The sequence below is a fragment of the Paraburkholderia sp. genome, from assembly GCF_036488795.1.
GTDB lineage: Bacteria > Pseudomonadota > Gammaproteobacteria > Burkholderiales > Burkholderiaceae > Paraburkholderia.
The window spans coordinates 1-20,017 of sequence record NZ_DASXHA010000055.1; the positions used below are offsets into that span (position 1 = coordinate 1).

Below are 20,017 nucleotides of genomic sequence, written 5' to 3' on the forward strand. Positions count from 1 at the left end.
GCTTGGGCGGGAATTGCTTAACGATCCGGGACCGCGCGGCGGCTGCCTGAACGCGGCCGCCGCGCGACGGACGATCAGCCAGTCATGGCTGGATTCAGGTCGACGAGGCGGTTGCTCATCACATAGAAGGTGAGTTCGGCGTTGTTGCGCAGCTTCATTTTTTCGAGCAGCCGCGTGCGGTACACGCTGACCGTCTTCACCGACAGCGACAGCGCATTCGCGATGTCCGTCAGACGTTTGCCGGAAGCGATCATGCAGAGCGTCTGATATTCGCGATCGGAGAGCTTTTCGTGCGGCAACTGCTCGCCGTCGTATGAGACGTAGTCGGCCAGCGCCTCGGCCATCGCCGGGCTCACGTACTTGCGGCCTGCCGCGACCTGCTGGATCGCCCCGATCATTTGCGCGGTATCGACGGTCTTCGACAGGTAGCCGGCTGCGCCCGCCTTCAGCGCGCGGACCGCGTACTGGTCCTCACGGTACATCGAAAACATCAGCACTGCCGCGCGCGGTGCCTTGCGCTTCAGGCGCTTGAGGACTTCCACGCCGTTCATGTCGGGCAGCGAGATGTCGAGCAGGATCACGTCGAACACCTGTCTGGCGACGGCGGCAAGCGCGTCGGCGCCGCTTTCGGCTTCAGCCACTTCGGACGCGACGCCGCGGTCCATCAGCAGTTGACGCACGCCCTGGCGGACGACTGCGTGATCGTCGGCGAGCAGGATGCGCAGGCTCATGAGGGCGCGCTCACGAAGAAAGAGACGCGGCACCGGCCGCGCGGCGTTCGGCCCAGGCGCCGTCGGCGAGCATCGCATCCCACGCGAAGCGCGCCCGCACGGTGGTGCCGCGCGCTGGCGCGGCGTCGTCACGCCGGCGGGTGCTGATCTGAACGGCGCCGTCGAAGGCCGCGCAGCGCGCGCGCATCCCGGCGAGGCCGAAATGACCGCGTCGCACACGGGCGCGCGGTGCGAGGCCAACGCCGTCATCGCTGACGACGAGCGTGAGATGCCGGCGGCTGGCTTCGATACGCACGTCCGCGGCACTCGCGCGAGCGTGCCTCGCGATATTGTTCAACGCTTCTTGCGCGACGCGGAACACGGCGAGCGCGGCATCGGCGGGCAGGTGGGCGATCCGCAAGTCGGCCGCGCAGACAAAGCTGGTGCGCAATTGCGTGCGGGCCGAGAAGTCGCCGGTCCATTGCGCGAGGGCGCTGACGAGGCCGGCTTCGAGCGCCGGCGCATGCAGTTCCGCAACCGCGTGGCGGGTGGCGTCGCACACCGCATCGAGAGAGCGGCTGGCAACCTTGAGCGCGGCAGCGCATTGCGGCGGCGCATCGACGGGTAGCCATGTCTCGATGCCCGCGAGCGCAAAGCGCGTCGCGGTCAACTCGCTGCCCACGCTGTCGTGCAGTTCGCGCGCCACGTGATGGCAGGCGGCTTCCTGAGCGTGGACCAGCTCGGCGGACAGTTCGCGCACGCGAGCGCGCAAGCGGGCAATTTCGCGCTCGGCGGAGCTTTGCGCGGCGGCGGGGCCGGCATGCGGTGGCTGCGAAGGGGAAAGGGGCGCTGCGGCAGAAGACGGGTAGCCGCCCCAAACGTTGCGCGTGGTATCGGGCAGCGCCGAGGTGCTCGGCTTACTGCGGCCGTCGCGGGGCACCGAGGCCTGACTATGCACGTTGATCGGTACGATCGTCGTATCCATGAGTCTCCCGCTCAGGAAGTCCGCTTCACAGCAAACCGGGTGCACGTCGGAGACGCGAAGACAGCGGAACGCATACGGAATCTCAAGCCTCCAGACGTGTCCGCGACACACTCGCGCGACGGACAATCGCTACGCCTCAGCGTAACGAAATTTACATTCAGTAACAAATAGGATGTAACCCTGGGCGGGCGTTACACGGCATGTCGATGCGCCGCGATGATATCGCAAAAAAAAGAAAAGATGCAGTGGTGGCAAGGGTTAGCGCGTGTTTTTGATCCAATGGTTGACATGTCATATGCGACCTGCATGTAGGAAAAATGCTGACACGCGCGCTTATGTTGTATCACCCAATTTGTAACTCGACGCGTCTGTCGCGGTTCGCGGCGTATGAGCTACGCCGGCCCATCAGGCGGCCGCTTTTCAGGGCTGTATTTTTGGCAGCCCAAAAAGAAAAACCGGAGCCAAAAGGCTCCGGTTTTTTTGTGTGCTTTGCGCCACGGTGCGGACGGTATCCCGCCAGCGGCAACCCGCGGGATTAGCCCACGAACGCCTTCTCGACGACGTAGTGGCCCGGCGCATTGTTGCTGCCTTCCTGGAAGCCCAGGTCGTCCAGCAGCTTGCGGGTGTCACGCAGCATGTGCGGGCTGCCGCACAGCATGATGCGGTCGTTTTCGAGCGAGAAGCCAGGCACGCCGAGGTCGGCGAACAGCTTTTCGGTTTCGATCAGCTCGGTGATGCGGCCGCGGTTCTGGAACGCTTCCCGCGTGACGGTGGGGTAGTACAGCAGCTTTTCCTGAACCAGTTCGCCGAGGTGTTCGTGCGCCGGCAGGTGGTCGGTGATGTATTCCTTGTAGGCCAGTTCGTCGACGAACCGGCAGGTGTGCGTGAGCACCACGCGCTCGTAACGGTCGTAAATGTCCGGATCTTTGATGATGGACATGAACGGCGCGAGCCCCGTGCCGGTGGACAGCAGCCACAGCGTCTTGCCCGGCAGCAGGTTGTCGGCCACCAGCGTGCCGACCGGTTTCTTGCCGATCAGCACCTGATCGCCGACCTTCAGATGCTGCAGGCGCGACGTGAGCGGACCGTCCTGGACCTTGATGCTCAGGAATTCGAGGTGCTCTTCATAGTTCGCGCTCGCGAGGCTGTAGGCGCGGATCAGCGGCTTGCCGTCGACCTCGAGGCCCACCATCGTGAACTGGCCGTTTTCGAAGCGAAACGACGGGTCGCGCGTGCAGGTGAAGCTGAAAAGCGTATCGGTCCAGTGATGGACGCTCAGGACGGTTTGTGGATTCAGGTTGCTCATGGCTTCTTGGATGGTGCGAAAACAAAGACGGCCAGACGAATAGCCGGCCGGCACGGCAAGGGCGATGCTGCGCTAACCCCGCTGCTAACCTGTTACTGGGGAAAATGATGCGCAATCCGCTATTTTACCGCGCCTGCCATCCGAGGGTGGCGGCACGGTACGTGAGCGTGCTCAAGCGGTTGCCGGACTGGCGGCTTCGGCGTCGGAACGGCACGCAACGGGGCTCGTCGGCGGGGGTAATACGGGGTACTGCAAGGTGTACGGCGATGGGCCCGAGTCGCTGGGTGCGACTGCCATCGGTGACTGGAACGCGTGCCGGTAGGCGCGCGCCCGGACAACTATTTCGGGATGATACCGAAACCTGCCACGCAGCGCAGCATTGACCCTGCTGGCGAAACTGGCAAAAACGCACCAAAACGGTGGCAAAACCACGTGGAAATGGCGTGAAACGGGTGCAAACAGGCCTCGGAGCGGCATCTGGCCGCAAACGCCTGGCGGTCCGCTGGCAATCCCGCAGGTGCCGGTCGTGTTCGAGAGCGGCAACGCCGGGTGCGCGTCACGCACGTGACGCGCGTTACGGCACCCGGCGTTGCCGCGCGCTCACGCTGGCACGGCGGCCCGTTTGCGGCCGCGCTGCTTCAGCACGCGTGCCTGCATCACGATCACCAGCAGCAGGAACACACCGCGGATCACCGATTGCCAGTAAGCCGACAGGCTGATGAAGCCCAGCCCGTTTTCGAAGTTGAGCAGGTTGAAAACGAGGCCGAGCAGCAGCACGCCGGCGATCGTCATCGCAATTGAACCCTCGCCACCCGTCAGCAGCGTGCCACCCAGCACGACCGCCGAGATGGCGAACAGCTCCCAGCCGACGCCTTCGTTCGGCTGTCCCGCGCCGAACTGCGCCGCGAGGATCACGCCGGCCATGCCGGCCAGCAAGCCGCTGACCGCGTAGGCGGTGACCAGCGTGCGATCCACGTTCAGGCCCATCAGGCGCGCCGCTTCCTCGCTGCCGCCGATGGCAAGCGAGTGCCGTCCAAAGCGCGTACTGCGCAGCGCGAGCCACCCAGCCAGGGCCGCTACAAGCGCGACGATGCCCGGAATCGGCATGCCGAACAGATCGCCCTGGCCGAAGTTGCCAAAGTTCGAATCGGCGGCAATCGACACCGCGTCGTTCTTGCCGAGCAGCAGCGCGGCGCCGTGCGCGCCGAGGCTCGTCGCTAGCGTGGTGATGAACGGCAGGATCTTCAGACGCGTGATGATGAGCCCGTTCAGCACGCCGACCGCGAGGCCCGCACCGGTGCCGGCGAGCACCGCGACCCAGCCGCCGTAGTTGCTGGTGAGCGCCGCCACGACGCTTGCCAGCGCCGCCACCGTGCCGACCGACAGGTCGATCCCGCCGGTGATGATCACGAACGCCATGCCGACGGAGATCAGCGCGAACATCGAGTTGTAGCGCCAGAACGCGTTGATGTTGTACGCGGAGCCGAAGTGGTCGTAACGCACCAGCCCGAGCACGACGAGCGCGGCGAGCGCGAGCAGGATGGGGAGATTCTTTTTCATCGCATCGAATCCGGAGTCTTGAAGAGCACAGGCATGGCGGGTCGGTCAGCGCGCGCGCCGTTGCACGTACACGGCCGCGATGATGATGGCTGCCTTGACGACCAGCGCCGCCGCGTCGGGAATGCCGTGCGCGAGCAGCGTGTAGCGCAGCAACTGGATGATCAGCGCGCCGATCAGCGTGCCGCCTATGTAGGCCTTGCCGCCCGTCAGCGCCGTGCCGCCGACCGCCACCGCGGCGATCGCATCGAGTTCGATGCCGAGCCCGACCACGTTCGCATCCGACGACGAGTTCACCGAAATCGAAATGAGTCCGGCCAGGCCGGCGAGCGCTGCGCAGATCGTATAGGCGATCAGCTTCACCCGCGCGGTGGGCACACCGCACAGGTAGGCCGCCTTCTCGTTGCCGCCGGTGATCAGCAGATACTGGCCGAACAGCGTCTTGCGCACGACCCAGACGAACAGTGCGACGAGCGCGAACATCAGCAGCACCTGGAACGGAATGCCGGCCACCTTGCCGAGCGCGATCCACTGGAACGAGGGGTTGCTGAATGCCTGCAGGCTGCCGTCCGTCACGACCTGGGCAATGCCGCGCCCGGCGATGAACAGCACCAGCGTCGCGACAATGGGCTGCACGGAGAGCTTCGTCACGAGCATGCCGTTGAAGACGCCGCACGCGGCGGCCGCCAGCACCGGCAGAACGAACGCGAGCGCAATCCCGCCGGGGCCGGGAATGTTCATGAACAGCATCGGCGCGAGCGCGCCGGAGATGGCCATGGAGGCGCCCACCGACAGGTCGATGCCGCCCGTCGCGACCACCAGCGTCATGCCGATCCCGACGATTACGATGGTGACCACCTGGGTCAGATTCACGTTGAAGGTCTGCAGCGACCAGAAGTGCGGCGTGAACAGCAGGTTGAAGACCAGCATGGCCAGCAGCACGACGACCTCGCGCTGGATCGTGATGCGGTGCCGCTTGCGGGTGGCGGCCGCGTCGGCCCCAGTGGCAGCGGACAGCGGCGCCGCCGCCTCGTTGCGCAACGACTTAAGAGCCATGACGGTCGCCCTCCAGCGCGTCTTCAATGTGAGCCGTCTGAGCGGCTTCGACCAGTTGCGACGTGCCGTCGCTGCCGTATGCAATGGCATCCATGATGGCGCTTTCACTCATTTGCGCACCGTTGAGTTCCGCCACCGTGCGGCCGTCGCGTATCACGACGGCGCGATCGGCCACGGCGGTGAGTTCTTCCAGTTCCGAGGCGGACAGCAGCACCGCGAGCCCCGCATCGCGCAGCTCGCGCACGATCTTCGCGACATCCGCCTTGGCGCCGACGTCGATGCCGCGCGTCGGTTCATCCAGCAATAGCAGCGAGGGTTCCGCAGCGAGCCAGCGCGCGAGGAGAACCTTCTGCTGGTTGCCGCCGGACAACTCGCGAATCGGCTGATCGGGCGAGCGCAGCTTGATGCCGAGCGAAGCGATGAAGCGATCGACGATTGCCTGCTGCTGTTTCACATCCACCACGCCGTGTCTGGCGAGCGTGCGCAGACATACCAGCGTGAGGTTGTCGCGCACCGACAGTTCGGGGACGATGCCGTCGCCTTTACGATCTTCGGTGAGATACGCGAGACCGCGCGCGATCGCATCCTGCGGCGACTTCAGCGCGACCTGTTCGCCGTTGATAGACAGCGTGCCGTGCTCGAGCGGATCGGCGCCGAACATCAGCCGCATGGTTTCCGTGCGGCCCGAGCCGAGCAGGCCGGCCAGACCCACGGCCTCGCCCGCGTGCACCTCGAGCGACACGTCGTTGACTTTCGGATGCGTGCCCAGATCGCGCGCGGCGATGACCTGCGCGCCGCGACGCGCCAGATTCGCCTCGCGTGCCGTGCTGTCGTCCTGCACGACGGCGGCGAGGGTGCGGCCGAGCATCGTCGTCACCAGTTGCAGCTTGTCCATCTCGGCCATGGTGCTTTGCGCGACCGTCTGGCCATCGCGCATCACCGTGACGCGATCGCACAATGCGTAGAGCTCGTCGAGCCGGTGCGACACGAAGATTACCGCGCGGCCGTCGTCGCGCAGCTTGCGCACCACGCTGAACAGCAATTCGACTTCGCGTTCGTCGAGCGACGAGGTGGACTCGTCCATGATCACCATCTTCGCGTCCGACGACACGGCGCGTGCCAGCGCCACCATCTGCTGGATCGCGGTCGAATAGGTGCGCACGGGTTTCTTCACATCGATCTGCAAGCCGAACGATTCGAGCAAGGCCGCGGCGCGTTGCTGCACCGCGCGCCAGTCGATCAGCCCGAAACGGCCCGGCTCGCGGCCCAGAAAGATGTTTTCCGCCACCGAGCGGAACGGCACCAGATTGATCTCCTGATAGATCGTGCTGATGCCCGCTTCGCGCGCTTCCTTCGGCGTACGAAAGTCGATCTCGCGTCCTTCGAAACGCACGCTCCCGCCGCCGCGCCGGTACGCGCCGGTGAGGATCTTGATCATGGTGGATTTGCCGGCGCCATTCTGGCCGATCAGCGCATGCACTTCGCCCGCCGCGACGCTCAGGTTCGCGTTGCGCAAGGCGGGCACGCCGCCGAAGCTGATCTGGATGTCCTTCATCTCCAGCAGCGGCGCACGCTCGGCGCTGGAAGACGGCATCTGGGGCGGCGTCTGGCTGCCGGATTGCATCACGTGATCTCCTGCTGCAGATGCTGCACTGCGGGCGATGACGCGGCAGGCGCGCCATCATCCATGGTAGTACGCAGAACAAAGCGAAGCGACGGCCCGTTCGGCACGGGCGCGTCGCTTCGAACCCTTCCCGTCCCGCTCAGGGGACGACTGCCTTCAAAGCTTGCCAGCAAAACCAGTGCACGAGCACGCGTCAGTAGCCGTACTGCATGCTTTGCTGCACGTTGCTCTTGTCGTAGAAGCGATCCGAGACCTTCACCCAGGTCGGGATCTTTTCACCCTTCGCATAACGCTGTGCGACGTCGCATGCGAGCGGGCCGAAGAACGGGCTCGACTGCACGCTCGCGCCCAGTTCGCCGGCGGCGATTGCGTCCATGCCGCCCTTGGTACCGTCAATCGTCACGATCTGGATGTCCTTGCCCGGCTGCTTGCCGGCGGCCTTGATCGCGGCAATCGCGCCGAGCGCCATTTCGTCGTTGTGCGCGTACACGGCGGTGACATCGGGGTGTGCCTGCAGCAACGTTTCCATCACCTGACGGCCCTTGTCGCGCGCGAAATCGCCGCTTTGCGAGGCGATGATCGACATGCCCGGATTCTTCGCGATCACTTCGTCGAAGCCCTTCTTGCGGTCGTTGGCGGCGGAGGCGCCCGTGGTGCCTTCGAGCTCGATGATCTTGGCTTTGCCGTCGGTGGCCTTGACGAGCCAGTCGGCGGCGCGGTGGCCCTGATCGATGAAGTCCGAGCCGATGAAGGTAATGTAGTCGCGGCCCGCCTTCGCCACCGACTGATCCACGTCGCGGTCGACCAGAATCACCGGAATGCCGGCCTTCTTCGCCTGCAGCACGACCGGCGCGAGCGGCTTTTCCTCGCGCGGCGGGAAGACCAGCAGATCGACGTGCTGCGCGATCATGTTCTGGATATCCGAAACCTGCTTCGAGTTCGAACCGTTGGCGTCCGTCATCACCACTTGCCAGCCGCATCTGGCGGCGACGTCCTTGAAGCTCTTGGTCTCCGCGAGACGCCACGGATTGTTGCTTTCGGTCTGCGCGAAGCCGACCTTAAGCGGAGTCTTGTTGGGCAATTTAGGCAAGGCATCGTCGGCATGCGCTGCCGTGACGCCAAATCCGAGTGCCAACGCGACGAGGGATGCAGCCAGCGGGGATGCGGCCAGCCGCTGTCCGCGCAATTGCCGTTTGAGCGATGCCATGTCTTCCTCCAGTACCTGGTGAGGTAGGTGTATTTGCTTTTTGGTCTTTCCGGGTGCTACCTGGGTGTTGCTGCTGCCGATCGGCGTACGCGTCGTATGACCGGACGTGCCGATTATTCCATCCTGAATTATTATCGGTCAATCACTAATATTATTAATTACAGGGGATTTTGCCTCGGTAATTACCCTCACTGATGCGCGTTCGACGAGTGGACCGTCGAGTTTCACCATGCGGTGCCGCACCGGCGCACCCGCAGCGCGGTTGTGCTCTTCCTGCAGCAGCGTTTCGACCGCCCAGCGACCCAGTTCATAGTTCGGCAGCACCACGGTCGAGAGCGCCGGATGCGTGTGACGGGCGATTTCCTGATCGTCGTAGCCGAGCACGGAAACGTCTTCGGGCACGCGCAGGCCGAGCTGCTTGATGGCCTCGATTGCGCCGAGCGCGGTCAGATCGTTGGCGCAGAAAATCGCAGTGGGCGGATGGGCTTCGCGCATCAGCGAGAGCGTCTGTTCGAAGCCGAGGCCGGAGCTCCAGTCGCCGTCGCGCACCAGTTCGGCGGCGAATGGCAGATCGGCGGTGGCGAGGGCGGTGCGGTACCCCTTCAGGCGGTCTTTCGAGGCGTCCTGCCAGGGTTCGCCGTTGATATAGCCGATGCGCCGATGGCCCGCATTCAGCAGATACTCGGTGGCGATATGGCCGCCTGCCACTTCCGCCGGCACCACCGACGACTGGCCGCCTTCGCTCGTGTAGCAGTTGAGCAGCACGGTCGGCACGCGCGACAGCGCGGCCGGCAGGCTCACCTTGCGCGTATAGACGGTGGCGTAGATCACGCCGAACACGTGCGGGTTCGACAGCGTGGTATCGAGCACCTGCTGTTCGATATCGGCATTGCCGTGCGTCGAGTAGACCGCCAGCATCTTGCCGCTCGCGTAGGCGGCGTCGCGGGCGCCGTCGATGTTGACGACCGGATGCGGGCTCGTCGAGATTTCGTCGGCCAGATAAACGATCAGGTTGCGTTCGTCCCCGGAGGCGAGCACCGGTTCGCGCGGCGAGAGCCGGTAGCCGAGGTCATGGGCGGCCTTGAGCACCTTGTTGCGGGTGGTCTCGGAGAATTTCGCGCCGGTCGCGTTGTTCAGGACAAGCGAGACAGTCGATTGCGATACGCCAGTGAGCTTGGCGATATCGGTCATCGTAGGGCGGCGTTGCGTCGATTTTTTCATTGTGCGGGCCGCGCTGCAGCGGCGGCAAAAGCAGAGGATGCCTTCGGCAGGTTTGTGCTGACGGTACCACTAATAATATGCATCCGGCAACGCACGGAAACCCGCCATTTGGGAGTAAGCGCCGAGCCGGCGGGCAATCGTTTGCTTCAGTATTATTACTAATAATATTGACCTGAGCGCGCGGGCGTGCGATTCTCGGTCGCGCGGGCCATCCTGGTCCGAGCAGGTCTTTTCTATTTTCACCATGCGCGATGTTTCCTTGAATCCGGTCCGGCTAGCAGCGGCAGATGCGCTAGCGCTCGACGATCCCGCCTTGATCGCGCTGTCGAGCGGCAACATGCGGGTCCTTGTCGCGCCGCATGTGGGCGGCTCGATCGCGGCGTACTACGAGGCGACTTCTGGCGGTCCGGTGCACTGGCTTCGGCCGGCCACGCAGGCGGCACTCGCCGAACGCGATCCGCTGGGCATGGGGAGCTTCCCGTTGCTGCCGTATTGCAATCGCATCCGCGATGGGCGCTTTGTGTTCGAAGGTGAAGCGATCGATCTGAACGGCGACGGCAATCGCTACGCTCACGCCCTGCATGGCCACGCGTGGCGCCGCGCCTGGCGCGTGGGCCAACGCAGCGCGCATGCAGTCGAACTGCACTTCGAGCATGATCCCGCGCCGGATGCACCCGGCGAATGGCCGTTTCGTTATCGGGCCGAGCAGCGCATCGAACTGGCTGGCGACGGCTTGCGCATCACGCTGTCGGCGCACAACCTCGCGGGGCGGCCCATGCCGTTCGGCATGGGCCATCACCCGTACTACCCGCGTACCCCGCAGACCCGTGTGCATGCGCAGGTGCAGGGCATGTGGCACGCAGACCGTGAGGTGCTGCCTACGCATCTCGGTCCGCATCCTGCTGTCGACGCGTTGCGCAATGGCATGTCCGCTGACGCATACGATCTCGACAATAACTTCGCCGGCTGGTCGCGCAACGCCACCATCGCGTGGCCGGACGAAGGGCGGCAACTCACGTTGACGGCGCAGGCGCCGTTCGATCATCTGGTGGTATTTGCACCCGCGAATCAGGCGCTTTTGTGCGTCGAACCAGTGACCAACACCACCGATTGCTTCAACGCCGACGACACGCCCGATCACGTAGGCGGCTGCGTGCTGATGCCGGATGAAGCGATGACGGCCACGGTGAACTGGACGCCGCAGCGCATCTGAAGCCCCATAAAAGAGCGCGCCGCCAGCGGTATCCGGTGGCGGCGCGGTTATGCGGCAGCGGCGCTATTCGACCCGCAGACGCGCCATATACGGCAAATGATCCGACAGCCAGGCGGTCTCCTGCGCAGGCTGAATCCATTCGACCGGCCGCATGCCGCGCACGAACATCTTGTCGAGCGCGAGGGCCGGCGAAAACGCCGGGAAGGTTCGTCCGGATTCTCCGAGCAAGGTGGCGACCTCGGACATGCCGAGTTCCGCGAAGAGCGGTACGGAGTCGTTGCGCCAGTCGTTGAAATCGCCGGCCAGCACGAGCGGACCTTCGGGCGCTTCCTTCGAGATCCAGTGGGCAATCCAGTTCATTTGCCGCAGCCGCGCCGCGCGTGTGAGCGCGAGGTGCGCACACAGCAAGGTCACCGAATGGCCGCCGAAGGTTGCGCGCGCCACCAACAGGCCGCGTTTTTCGAAGCGATGCGCGGAGATGTCCCAGCGACCGCCGAGATCGAGCGGGTGCGGCGACAGGATCGCATTGCCGTGCCGCCACGATGGTTTGAAGACGTTCTGCCCAAGCGCAATCTGCAGTTCCAGCGAGCGCGCAATTTCGGTGGCCTGGCAATGCCAGACATCGTCGGCCGGTTCGTGCAGTCGTGCACCAAAGCCGGTGGACAGCACCGGCTGCGGCATACGCCGCGCCATGGCCTCCTGCAGGAAGTACGCATCGGCGTGGGTGGACTGCACCCAGCGTTGCATGGCCTGCCAGGCCTGGAAACCGAGCGGCGTGCGGCCCTTGTGCAGGTTCCAGCTCACCGCAACGAAATCCTTGGGCTGTGCGCTCTCGCGGATTAGTTCTTCGGGGTTTCGCATGCCGCGTGATCCACGGGTTTCGTTGATGTCATGGGTTGTTGGCGAGACTCGCACGGACTCGATACACGAGGTTCGGATTCTTGTCGACGATCTGCCAGCTTGCCCACTGTCCGGCCGGCACGCTCAGACCCGGATGACTGGCTGCCACCTGGCGCGGTTGCGGCGGTAACTTGCAGCCGGTATCCGTCTGTTTGGCGGTGTCGTCTTCAAGCGTCTCCTGTGCTTCGATGGCCAGCGTGACCTGGTTCGCGTCCGCCTGAATGGGCGACACGGTGAGCGTGCGCGACAGGTCGATACTACCGGCCGGCACGTCTTTACAGCCCACGTCGTGCTGCACGACCTGGTGATGCGTGTCCGTGCGCGCCTGGCCGACCGTGGTGGTGCCGTCGAACGTGTCGATCTGCTGGCCGTCGCGCATCACCTGCAATTCCCATTGCACGACCTGCTGCACGGGGCGCTGCTGGGCCTGCGCGACTAACGACGTGCCAAACAGAACGGCGGCGAGAATGATTTTCCACATGATTGGCGGCTCTCCGGGTCGCTGGCTGCGGCGAGATGACAGGCGCCCATCTTACGCCTGATGCCCGCAGCTTCTTTCTGACACCTGCGCGCGTGCCGGGTTCAGCAACACTGCATTGCAGATGGGGACGCAATCCGCTGCATTCAAGCCACGCTCCAGCCTGCGGCCATTCACGCCGCGCATACGGGGTGTTAGCAGCAGACCCGCAGGAGTGCTCGCTTGCGCACGAATATTGCGTCGTTACACTGGACTTGAAGCGGCACCTCACCGGTGCCGTATCCGCAAGACCAGCATGACGGGGTGAGCCATGACAACAGCAATGGTCAAACAGGAAATCGCGGTTGCGTCGTTCAGTAAAGTGTACGACCTCGAGCGGGTCGAAACTGCGCTGAACGATCTGGGCGACGGCGCGAACGATGCGTTGCGCACGACCTACGAAAAAATGCTGAAGGTGGGCAATCTGCGGTTCTGCGTGAAGCCGAACCGGATGCCGTCGATCGACGATCTGGTCGACGCGTTGCCCAACTTCAGCGAGCCGCTCGAGGACGTGCGCAAGCAGGTCGCGTTGTGCCTGGAAACCGAAGACCGCCTCGAACTGATGCCCATCTTGCTGCTGGGCGATCCGGGCATCGGCAAGACGCATTTTGCGAAGCAGCTCGCGCGCCTGCTGGGCACCGCTTACCACTACGTCGCGATGAGTTCGCTCACCGCGGGCTGGATACTGTCGGGCGCTTCGTCGCAATGGAAGAACGCCAAACCCGGCAAGGTCTTCGATGCGCTGGTGCACGGCAGCTACGCGAATCCTGTGATTGCCGTCGATGAAATCGACAAGGCGACCGGCGATTCGCAATACGATCCGCTCGGCGCGCTCTACGCGTTGCTGGAGCACGATACCGCGCAAACCTTCATCGACGAGTTCGCCGAAATTCCGATCAACGCAGGCCACGTCATCTGGATTGCGACCGCCAACGACGAGCGCTCGATTCCGGAGCCGATCCTGAACCGGATGAACGTCTACGAAATCCCGCCGCCCGATCACGCGGGTGCACGCCGGATTGCGCAATCGATTTACGACGAGATCCGCACGGCTCACGGATGGGGATCGCGCTTTCCTGCGGAACTGGGCGACCCCGCGCTCGATGCGCTGAAGCCCGCGTCGCCGCGCGAAATGCGACGCGCGATTCTGAACGGTTTCGGTGCGGCGCGTATCGATGGACGCGACTGGATTGGTGCGGAAGACATTCGCCTCGATTACGGCACCCGCCGCAAACCAATCGGGTTTTAAGCCACAGCGCGCATTCAGTGTTGCCGCGCGTGATAGTTGCGTGTCGCGGTGAGATCGACGGACCCTCCGCGCGAAGAAGAAGTGAGCGTGGCCACCGCTGACGGCGTACACTGAAGCCATCCGATACACAGGCATCCAGCAAGGCGAGGATTCACAGGCATCGAGAGCCAATGCCCGCAGCCGTTGCGACTGCGGGCATTTGTGTCTGTACAACGTCGTACAAGTTTGCCGGTGCACGGAATGCGTTCGACAGCGAGCGGTAGGCGGCAGGGTCAGCCGCGAACCGCATCCTGTCTTCAACTTCATTGGCTGGACGAGGCAGCGCGCGGTGCGGTAGGCCGCGTCAACAGACATGGATCAAATCGAATGTGTAGTCATCGGCGCAGGCGTTGTGGGCCTCGCCATTGCGCGTGCGCTTGCCGCACGCGGGCACGAAGTCATCGTGCTGGAAGGTGCCGAAGCGATCGGCGTGGGCACCAGTTCGCGCAATAGCGAAGTGATTCACGCAGGGATCTATTACCCACGCGGCTCACTCAAGGCGACACTGTGCGTGCGGGGCCGCGAGATGCTGTACGAGTATTGCGAGGCGCGCGGCGTGCCGCATTCGCGGTGCGGCAAGCTGCTTGTCGCGACCTCGCGCAACCAGATTCCGCAACTCGAAGGCATCATGGCGCGCGGCAAGGAAAACGGCGTGCTCGATCTGATGCGCATCAGCGGTTCCGAGGCGCAGGCGCTCGAACCGGCGCTCGAATGCGTCGAGGCGGTGTTCTCGCCGCATACGGGTATCGTCGACAGTCATCAATTGATGCTGGCCATGCAAGGCGATGCCGAACGCGACGGCGCGGTCTGTGCCTTTCATGCGCCAGTCGAAGCAATCGAATCGAGTAACGGGCGCTTCGTGCTGAAGGTGGGCGGCGAGACGCCCACCACCATCAGTGCGGCATGCGTGATCAATAGCGCGGGTTTGCACGCCAATGCGCTGGCGCGCAAGATTCGCGGGCTCGATGCACGGCACGTGCCGCCGCTTTATCTCGCACGCGGCAACTACTTCAGCATTTCCGGGCGCGCGCCGTTTAGCCGCCTCATCTATCCGATGCCGAACGAAGCAGGGCTCGGCGTGCATCTGACGATCGACCTCGGCGGTCAGGCGCGCTTCGGTCCCGACGTCGAATGGGTCGATGCCATCAACTATGACGTCGACCCGCATCGCGCGGATTCCTTCTATGCGGCGATTCGCGCTTACTGGCCCGCGCTGCCGGATGGCTCGCTGCAACCGGCTTATGCAGGGATTCGCCCCAAGCTTTCCGGACCCGGCGAACCTGCCGCCGACTTCGTGATTCAAGGCCCTGCGGCGCACGGGGTACGAGGCCTCGTCAACCTGTTCGGGATTGAATCGCCCGGGCTTACGGCTTCGCTTGCCATCGCTCAACGGGTCTGCGAGCTGGCCGGGCGCGCATAACTGACACGAGCGTGACGGCCGCATGACGCGACCATGACATGCATGCCGCATGGGTGTGGCGCATCAGCGCGGCCGTCGGTGCCGACAGCCCATGCAGATCTACAAAATCGCTTATGCCCGTCATTTGACCCGTCACGAGTGGCTGCTTCGTTGCTATGCTTGGATACCGCTGTCGTCAGAACGGCGTTGAGTCCCAATACAAACGGAGTGAGTCCCCATGAAGTCATCCCGCCGTACGTTTCTCATTACCAGCATTGGTGTTGCATCCACGTTCGCGCTGTCGCGCCAGGCCTTTGCCGACGCCCCCAAGGTCACCGAAGCCGATCCGACCGCTCAGGCGCTCGGCTACAAGCAGGACGCCACCCAGGTCGACAAGGCCAAGTACGCCAAGTACGCGGCCGGTCAGGACTGCGGCAACTGCAGCTTCTTTCAGGGCAAGGCATCCGACCCATTTGGCGGCTGCCCGATGTTCGGTGGCAAGCAGGTGTCGGCCAAGGGTTGGTGCAGCGCATATAACAAGAAAGCCTGAGCGAGCGGCAAGCGGTACGCATCAGTCGTGTTGCGCAAGGAGCACTGCAGCATGACGGCGTCGCTTTCCGGGCTTTCTCAAGGCGCCTGCCGCCGCGTGCGACAGGCGCCTTTTTGCTGCGGCTCGAAATATGCCGCGCACTGGGCACGGCGCACGGCGCAAACAGGCGTGAGTTTTAGCCAGCGTCTTTAGCGCCCGTGCCCGGGTCAAATCCGCGCCGGCAGCAAGGGCGGTCGTCTGGCGAACCACGGCCGTGCCGCTTCCAGCTGCGCCGCGAGCCTGAACAGCGTGGCTTCACCGCCCGCCGCAGCCGCGAACTGCACGCCCACCGGCAAGCCGCGCGCGTTCCAGTAGAGCGGCACCGACATGGCGGGTTGTCCACTCAGATTGAATATCTCCGTGCAGCCGGCCCACGCGAATGCCTTGTCGGCCGCTTCGGCCAGCATCTTTCTCAAGAGCGGTTCGATAGGCAGTGTGGTGACTGCGCGCATCTGCAGACGCTCGCTTTGCGTAGGCACCATCTCGCCAATCTTGATTGGCGCGGAGGCGAGCGTCGCGCACAGGATCAGGTCGTAGCGTGTGAGCAGATCGGTGAGTTTGACGGTGATCCGGCGCTGCTCCTCGAGTGCGGCAGGCAAGGCGCGCTCGCCGAGCTTGCGGCCGATATGCGCCATCGCCCACGTCGAAATTTCGAATTCGTCGCGTGCCGGTTTGTGGCCGGTGATGCGTTCGGCATTCAGCACCATGTCGCGTGTGGTCACTGAGGACATCATCAGGAAGGCATGGCGGACCGCTTCGAAATCGATGCCCAGCTTGACCGGTTCGACATGATGTCCCAGCGCCGCCGCGAGCGCCGCCGCATCCTCGAGTGCGGCGCGCGTATCGGCAGACAGGGTGGGGGCGAGCATCGGGTCCGTCACATAAGCAATATGCAACGGCTTGCATGGTTCGCTCACCGCGCCGAGAAATGTACCGGGCGCGCCGGGCGGCATCTGTTGCGCGTGGCCGGTCATCAGGTCGAGCAGCAATGCACTGTCGCGCACGCTGCGCGATACCGCGTGATCGACGCCCAGTTCGCCGGCGGCCGGCTGCTGCAAACCCGGGATGCGTCCGCGTGACGGTTTCAGGCCGAACAGACCGCAACACGAGGCGGGAATGCGGATCGAGCCGCCGCCGTCGGACGCATGCGCGAGCGGCACGATGCCCGCTGCGACCGCGGCTGCCGAACCGCCGCTCGAACCGCCCGGCGTGTGATCGAGACTCCACGGATTGCGGCACGCGCCAAACAGTTCGGGCTCCGTGTACGGCATCTGCCCGAGTTCCGAGGTGCTCGTTTTCGCGAAGATATTGAGTCCGGCGGCGCGCGCCAAGGCAACCACGGGTGCGTCGATCTTGGGGACGAAGTGCCGGTAGTGACGGCTGCCCATCGACATCCGCAAACCTGCGACGGGCGCGCCGAGATCCTTGATCAGATACGGCACACCTGCCAGCGGACCGTCGCCGAGCGTATGCGAGTGATCGTGCGATGCCCGCTGCCTGGCGGCGTCGTAGTCTTTCAGGACAATCGCATTGATGGCGGGATTGGCGGCTTCGGCACGCGCAATCGCCATGTCCAGCAATTCGCGCGCGCTGGCCTCGCGCGTACGCACGAGATTCGCGAGGCCGATTGCGTCGTGAGCAAGGTAGTCGGATAGCACGCCGGATACGCCCCGTTTGCAGCGCGGCGCGCCATCACAGCGCGCCGCGGTTCAAGCGTAACTGATTGAAGAGACTGCCCGGCCGGAAGGCCGGCGTGCCGTTTTACAGACGTTCGCCAAGGAACACCAGCGTGCGGCCGTGCGCGAGCGCCGCGGCGTGCTGGTTGTACGACGCGCGGTCGGTGCAGTTGAAGCCGTGATCGGCGTTCGGGTAAATGTGGAATTCGGCATCGCCGCGGCCGGCGAAACGTTCCTGCACCTGGCCCACCGCTTCCAGCGGAATACCGTGGTCGAGTTCGCCGTAGTGGAATTGCATCGGCACCTTGATTTTGGCCGCTTCGTCGAGCAGGTTCTGGATGCCGCCGCCGTAATAGCTCACGCCCAGATCGATCGTGTTTTGCGCCGCTGCAAGGTACGCGAGGCGGCCGCCGAAGCAGTAGCCAATCGCGGCGACCTTGCCGGTCACTTCAGGCATGGCGCGCAACGCCGCCGCCGTTGCGCCGACGTCGGCCACGGCGAGGCCCACATCGGTCTTCTGCAGGATTTCAATGCCTTTGTCACGATCCGCGCCCGCATACGTCAGTTCGACGCGCGGCTGGGTGCGCCAGAAGATGTCCGGCGCGAGCGCGACATAACCATCTTGCGCGTACTGGTCGGCGACCGCGCGAATATGGCTGTTCACGCCGAAGATCTCCTGAATGATGATAACGGCCGGTCCGTTGCCGGCTTTCGGCAGCGCCAGGTAGCCGCCAAAACTGTCCTTGCCGGCCGGGATGTCGATCCATCGGGAAGTCACGCTCACGTCGCTCTCCTTCAAATTACGGTTGATGCCTACGGGCAATGCCCGCAGCGGGCGCTCAGTTTGCCACTAAAAGAAACGCCTTGCAGGGCGCTCCGGCAGGGGGCGGCGAGGCGCGCGCGGCCGCGGCTTGAGCGTAAGGCGATTGAAACATTCTGCATCAGCCGTTTTTCGCCTGCGTGACGCGGCGCGAGCACGGGCAGTGATGTCTCTGGCATCGCGGCGCATTTACAGACGCGGCCGATTTGATCGAACTGCTTGATAAGTCGCAGCGTGAGGCCGCCGCGAATCTCGCCATACTTGAGTGTGGAACGGCCATCATCTGAGCATGCCGTTGCGTGATCGTTTGCGCGGCTCAATGCTGATTCGGACCATTAACGGTATTGGGCGGCAAAGTCTTTAGTCCCGCTTGACGAAAAACCCCATTTCCTGGCGGAAACCCGCATGGGCTGGCCTTTTCCGGGGCGCCGGCGTGATCCGCATTCGACCATGTGGGATAAACGCTATTGGTGTTCATCCCACTTACCCAAAAAAATCCCACAAATTAATTTGATAGCCTACACTTGCGCGCAAGTACGCATAGCCGCTTGCCACAAACAGGTTGGCGAAGGTGCTGTCCAAGTGCATGAACGATGCAACCGGCGTGGTCCTCTACGGGATTGAGCGACACGAGAAGGAAGCGGGGGCACGGGGCGATTACGTTGTTTTTGGGACCGAAACTGGAGACTTACATGAACATCAAGATTCAAAAGCTGTTGCCGATCAGCGCTGCGGCCATGTTGTTTGCGTCGTTGGCAACGGGCGCGGTGGCGGACGAGGTCGTCAAGATCGGCCACGTCGCACCGCTTACTGGCGGTATTGCTCACCTGGGGAAGGACAACGAAAACGGCGCTCGTCTGGCAGTCGAAGAAATCAACGCCAAGGGTCTGACGATTGGCGGCCAGAAGGTTACGCTGCAACTGGACGCACAAGACGACGCGGCTGACCCGCGTACGGCTACTCAAGTCGCACAGAAGCTGGTTGACGACAAGGTCGTTGCGGTGGTCGGTCACTTGAACTCGGGCACGTCAATCCCGGCTTCGAAGATCTATAGCGATGCAGGCATCGTGCAGATCTCGCCGTCGGCAACGAACCCGGCGTACACGCAACAGGGCTTCAAGACCACGTACCGCGTCGTGGCGACCGATGCGCAACAAGGTCCGGCACTGGCTAACTACGCAGCCAAGGGTCTGAAGGTGAAGAGCGTTGCGATCGTCGACGACTCGACCGCTTACGGCCAGGGTCTGGCAAACGAATTCGAGAAGACCGCCAAGTCGCTCGGCCTGAACGTGATGTCGCATGACGCGACCAACGACAAGGCTGTGGACTTCCGCGCCATTCTGACGAAGATCAAGGGCGAAAACCCTGACGCGATCATGTACGGCGGCATGGACGCAACGGGCGGCCCGTTCGCCAAGCAAGCCAAGCAGCTCGGCCTGCGCGCGAAGGTTCTGGCGGGTGACGGTGTCTGTACCGACAAGCTGTCCGACCTGGCTGGCGACGCAACCGACAACATCGTCTGCTCGGAAGCCGGTATGGCGCTCGAGAAAATGGCTGGCGGCAAGGCGTTCGAAGCGAAGTACGAAAAACGCTTCGGTCAACCGATCCAGATCTACGCTCCGTTCACGTATGACGCTGTGTACATCATCGTCGACGCCATGAAGCGTGCTAACTCGACCGATCCGGCGAAGATCCTGGCAGCCATGCCGGCCACCGACTACAAGGGCGTGATTGGCGAAACGACGTTCGATTCGCACGGCGACCTGCAGCACGGCGTGATCTCGCTGTATGACTACAAGGGCGGCAAGAAGACGTTGCTCGACGTGGTCAAGATGTAAGTATCTGCCGCATGACAGCAGGCGGTTCGTCTGCTGTCTGCCGGTGATTCAAGGCACGCGTTCTTTCGGGGACTGCGTGCCTTTTCTTTTGGACGCCCGCATGAGACGCTA

At 63.7% G+C, this 20,017-nt stretch carries 17 protein-coding genes; 5 read left to right on the forward strand and 12 right to left on the reverse strand.

The genetic code is table 11. The annotated features are described in order from the left end of the window. Window positions 1–74: 74 nt before the first annotated feature. The 8 genes from rqpR to VGH41_RS06720 form a co-directional block, all read right to left on the reverse strand. A complete protein-coding gene (gene rqpR, locus VGH41_RS06685; protein ID WP_331596567.1) occupies window positions 75–731 on the reverse strand; it encodes a response regulator transcription factor RqpR in 657 nt (218 codons plus the stop codon). Window positions 732–741: 10 nt separating this feature from the next. Beyond that, window positions 742–1,695, reverse strand: a complete 954-nt coding sequence (locus VGH41_RS06690) for a sensor histidine kinase (RefSeq protein WP_331596568.1) — start codon at window positions 1,693–1,695, stop codon at window positions 742–744. Between the two features lie 535 nt (window positions 1,696–2,230). Then, complete coding sequence (locus VGH41_RS06695) at window positions 2,231–3,001, reverse strand: ferredoxin--NADP reductase (protein WP_331596569.1); 771 nt, start codon at window positions 2,999–3,001, stop codon at window positions 2,231–2,233. A gap of 600 nt (window positions 3,002–3,601) precedes the next feature. Then, window positions 3,602–4,561 carry an ABC transporter permease gene (locus VGH41_RS06700; RefSeq protein ID WP_331596570.1) on the reverse strand — a complete coding sequence of 320 codons (960 nt, stop codon included), beginning with the start codon at window positions 4,559–4,561 and terminating at the stop codon, window positions 3,602–3,604. A 45-nt stretch (window positions 4,562–4,606) separates the two neighbouring features. After that, complete coding sequence (locus VGH41_RS06705; protein WP_331596571.1) at window positions 4,607–5,614, reverse strand: ABC transporter permease; 1,008 nt, start codon at window positions 5,612–5,614, stop codon at window positions 4,607–4,609. Continuing rightward, window positions 5,604–7,169, reverse strand: a complete 1,566-nt coding sequence (locus tag VGH41_RS06710; RefSeq protein ID WP_331596597.1) for a sugar ABC transporter ATP-binding protein — start codon at window positions 7,167–7,169, stop codon at window positions 5,604–5,606. Before VGH41_RS06710 ends, VGH41_RS06705 begins: the two co-directional genes overlap by 11 nt. Before the next feature lie 262 nt (window positions 7,170–7,431). Next, window positions 7,432–8,445, reverse strand: coding sequence for an ABC transporter substrate-binding protein (locus VGH41_RS06715; RefSeq protein WP_331596572.1), 1,014 nt, complete (start codon window positions 8,443–8,445; stop codon window positions 7,432–7,434). A 138-nt stretch (window positions 8,446–8,583) separates the two neighbouring features. Next, window positions 8,584–9,636 carry a LacI family DNA-binding transcriptional regulator gene (locus VGH41_RS06720; RefSeq protein WP_331596573.1) on the reverse strand — a complete coding sequence of 351 codons (1,053 nt, stop codon included), beginning with the start codon at window positions 9,634–9,636 and terminating at the stop codon, window positions 8,584–8,586. 274 nt (window positions 9,637–9,910) lie between these two features. Between VGH41_RS06720 and VGH41_RS06725 the strand changes: the two genes are divergently transcribed. Then, window positions 9,911–10,879: an aldose 1-epimerase gene (locus tag VGH41_RS06725; RefSeq protein WP_331596574.1), complete on the forward strand. Its 969-nt coding sequence runs from the start codon at window positions 9,911–9,913 to the stop codon at window positions 10,877–10,879. A gap of 63 nt (window positions 10,880–10,942) precedes the next feature. Here the strand turns inward: VGH41_RS06725 and VGH41_RS06730 are convergent, their stop codons facing one another. After that, window positions 10,943–11,740, reverse strand: coding sequence for an endonuclease/exonuclease/phosphatase family protein (locus tag VGH41_RS06730; RefSeq protein ID WP_331596575.1), 798 nt, complete (start codon window positions 11,738–11,740; stop codon window positions 10,943–10,945). A 28-nt stretch (window positions 11,741–11,768) separates the two neighbouring features. Next, on the reverse strand, window positions 11,769–12,260 hold the full coding sequence (locus VGH41_RS06735; RefSeq protein ID WP_331596576.1) for a hypothetical protein: 492 nt from the start codon (window positions 12,258–12,260) through the stop codon (window positions 11,769–11,771). 307 nt (window positions 12,261–12,567) lie between these two features. Between VGH41_RS06735 and VGH41_RS06740 the strand changes: the two genes are divergently transcribed. From VGH41_RS06740 to VGH41_RS06750, 3 genes are all read left to right on the forward strand, one after another. Then, window positions 12,568–13,545, forward strand: coding sequence for an AAA family ATPase (locus VGH41_RS06740; RefSeq protein WP_331596577.1), 978 nt, complete (start codon window positions 12,568–12,570; stop codon window positions 13,543–13,545). Window positions 13,546–13,897: 352 nt separating this feature from the next. Beyond that, window positions 13,898–15,004, forward strand: coding sequence for an NAD(P)/FAD-dependent oxidoreductase (locus VGH41_RS06745; RefSeq protein WP_331596578.1), 1,107 nt, complete (start codon window positions 13,898–13,900; stop codon window positions 15,002–15,004). Window positions 15,005–15,221: 217 nt separating this feature from the next. After that, window positions 15,222–15,533 carry a high-potential iron-sulfur protein gene (locus VGH41_RS06750; protein ID WP_331596579.1) on the forward strand — a complete coding sequence of 104 codons (312 nt, stop codon included), beginning with the start codon at window positions 15,222–15,224 and terminating at the stop codon, window positions 15,531–15,533. A gap of 206 nt (window positions 15,534–15,739) precedes the next feature. On the opposite strand, the gene VGH41_RS06755 is transcribed toward VGH41_RS06750, so the two are convergent. Together VGH41_RS06755 and VGH41_RS06760 are read right to left on the reverse strand one after the other, a co-directional pair. Continuing rightward, window positions 15,740–17,230 carry an amidase gene (locus VGH41_RS06755; RefSeq protein WP_331596580.1) on the reverse strand — a complete coding sequence of 497 codons (1,491 nt, stop codon included), beginning with the start codon at window positions 17,228–17,230 and terminating at the stop codon, window positions 15,740–15,742. Between the two features lie 103 nt (window positions 17,231–17,333). Continuing rightward, a complete protein-coding gene (locus VGH41_RS06760; protein ID WP_331596581.1) occupies window positions 17,334–18,032 on the reverse strand; it encodes a dienelactone hydrolase family protein in 699 nt (232 codons plus the stop codon). A gap of 728 nt (window positions 18,033–18,760) precedes the next feature. Between VGH41_RS06760 and VGH41_RS06765 the strand changes: the two genes are divergently transcribed. Then, window positions 18,761–19,906, forward strand: a complete 1,146-nt coding sequence (locus VGH41_RS06765) for a branched-chain amino acid ABC transporter substrate-binding protein (protein WP_331596582.1) — start codon at window positions 18,761–18,763, stop codon at window positions 19,904–19,906. Window positions 19,907–20,017 lie beyond the last annotated feature (111 nt).

Coding starts and splice junctions, on each gene's coding strand:
- VGH41_RS06715 (WP_331596572.1), bottom strand. CDS start 8,445: ATGGCATCGCTCAAACGGCAATTGCGCGGACAGCGGCTGGCCGCATCC.
- VGH41_RS06710 (WP_331596597.1), bottom strand. CDS start 7,169: ATGAAGGACATCCAGATCAGCTTCGGCGGCGTGCCCGCCTTGCGCAAC.
- VGH41_RS06705 (WP_331596571.1), bottom strand. CDS start 5,614: ATGGCTCTTAAGTCGTTGCGCAACGAGGCGGCGGCGCCGCTGTCCGCT.
- VGH41_RS06690 (WP_331596568.1), bottom strand. CDS start 1,695: ATGGATACGACGATCGTACCGATCAACGTGCATAGTCAGGCCTCGGTG.
- VGH41_RS06730 (WP_331596575.1), bottom strand. CDS start 11,740: ATGCGAAACCCCGAAGAACTAATCCGCGAGAGCGCACAGCCCAAGGAT.
- rqpR (WP_331596567.1), bottom strand. CDS start 731: ATGAGCCTGCGCATCCTGCTCGCCGACGATCACGCAGTCGTCCGCCAG.
- VGH41_RS06765 (WP_331596582.1), top strand. CDS start 18,761: ATGAACATCAAGATTCAAAAGCTGTTGCCGATCAGCGCTGCGGCCATG.
- VGH41_RS06745 (WP_331596578.1), top strand. CDS start 13,898: ATGGATCAAATCGAATGTGTAGTCATCGGCGCAGGCGTTGTGGGCCTC.
- VGH41_RS06725 (WP_331596574.1), top strand. CDS start 9,911: ATGCGCGATGTTTCCTTGAATCCGGTCCGGCTAGCAGCGGCAGATGCG.
- VGH41_RS06750 (WP_331596579.1), top strand. CDS start 15,222: ATGAAGTCATCCCGCCGTACGTTTCTCATTACCAGCATTGGTGTTGCA.
- VGH41_RS06720 (WP_331596573.1), bottom strand. CDS start 9,636: ATGACCGATATCGCCAAGCTCACTGGCGTATCGCAATCGACTGTCTCG.
- VGH41_RS06740 (WP_331596577.1), top strand. CDS start 12,568: ATGACAACAGCAATGGTCAAACAGGAAATCGCGGTTGCGTCGTTCAGT.
- VGH41_RS06700 (WP_331596570.1), bottom strand. CDS start 4,561: ATGAAAAAGAATCTCCCCATCCTGCTCGCGCTCGCCGCGCTCGTCGTG.
- VGH41_RS06695 (WP_331596569.1), bottom strand. CDS start 3,001: ATGAGCAACCTGAATCCACAAACCGTCCTGAGCGTCCATCACTGGACC.
- VGH41_RS06735 (WP_331596576.1), bottom strand. CDS start 12,260: ATGTGGAAAATCATTCTCGCCGCCGTTCTGTTTGGCACGTCGTTAGTC.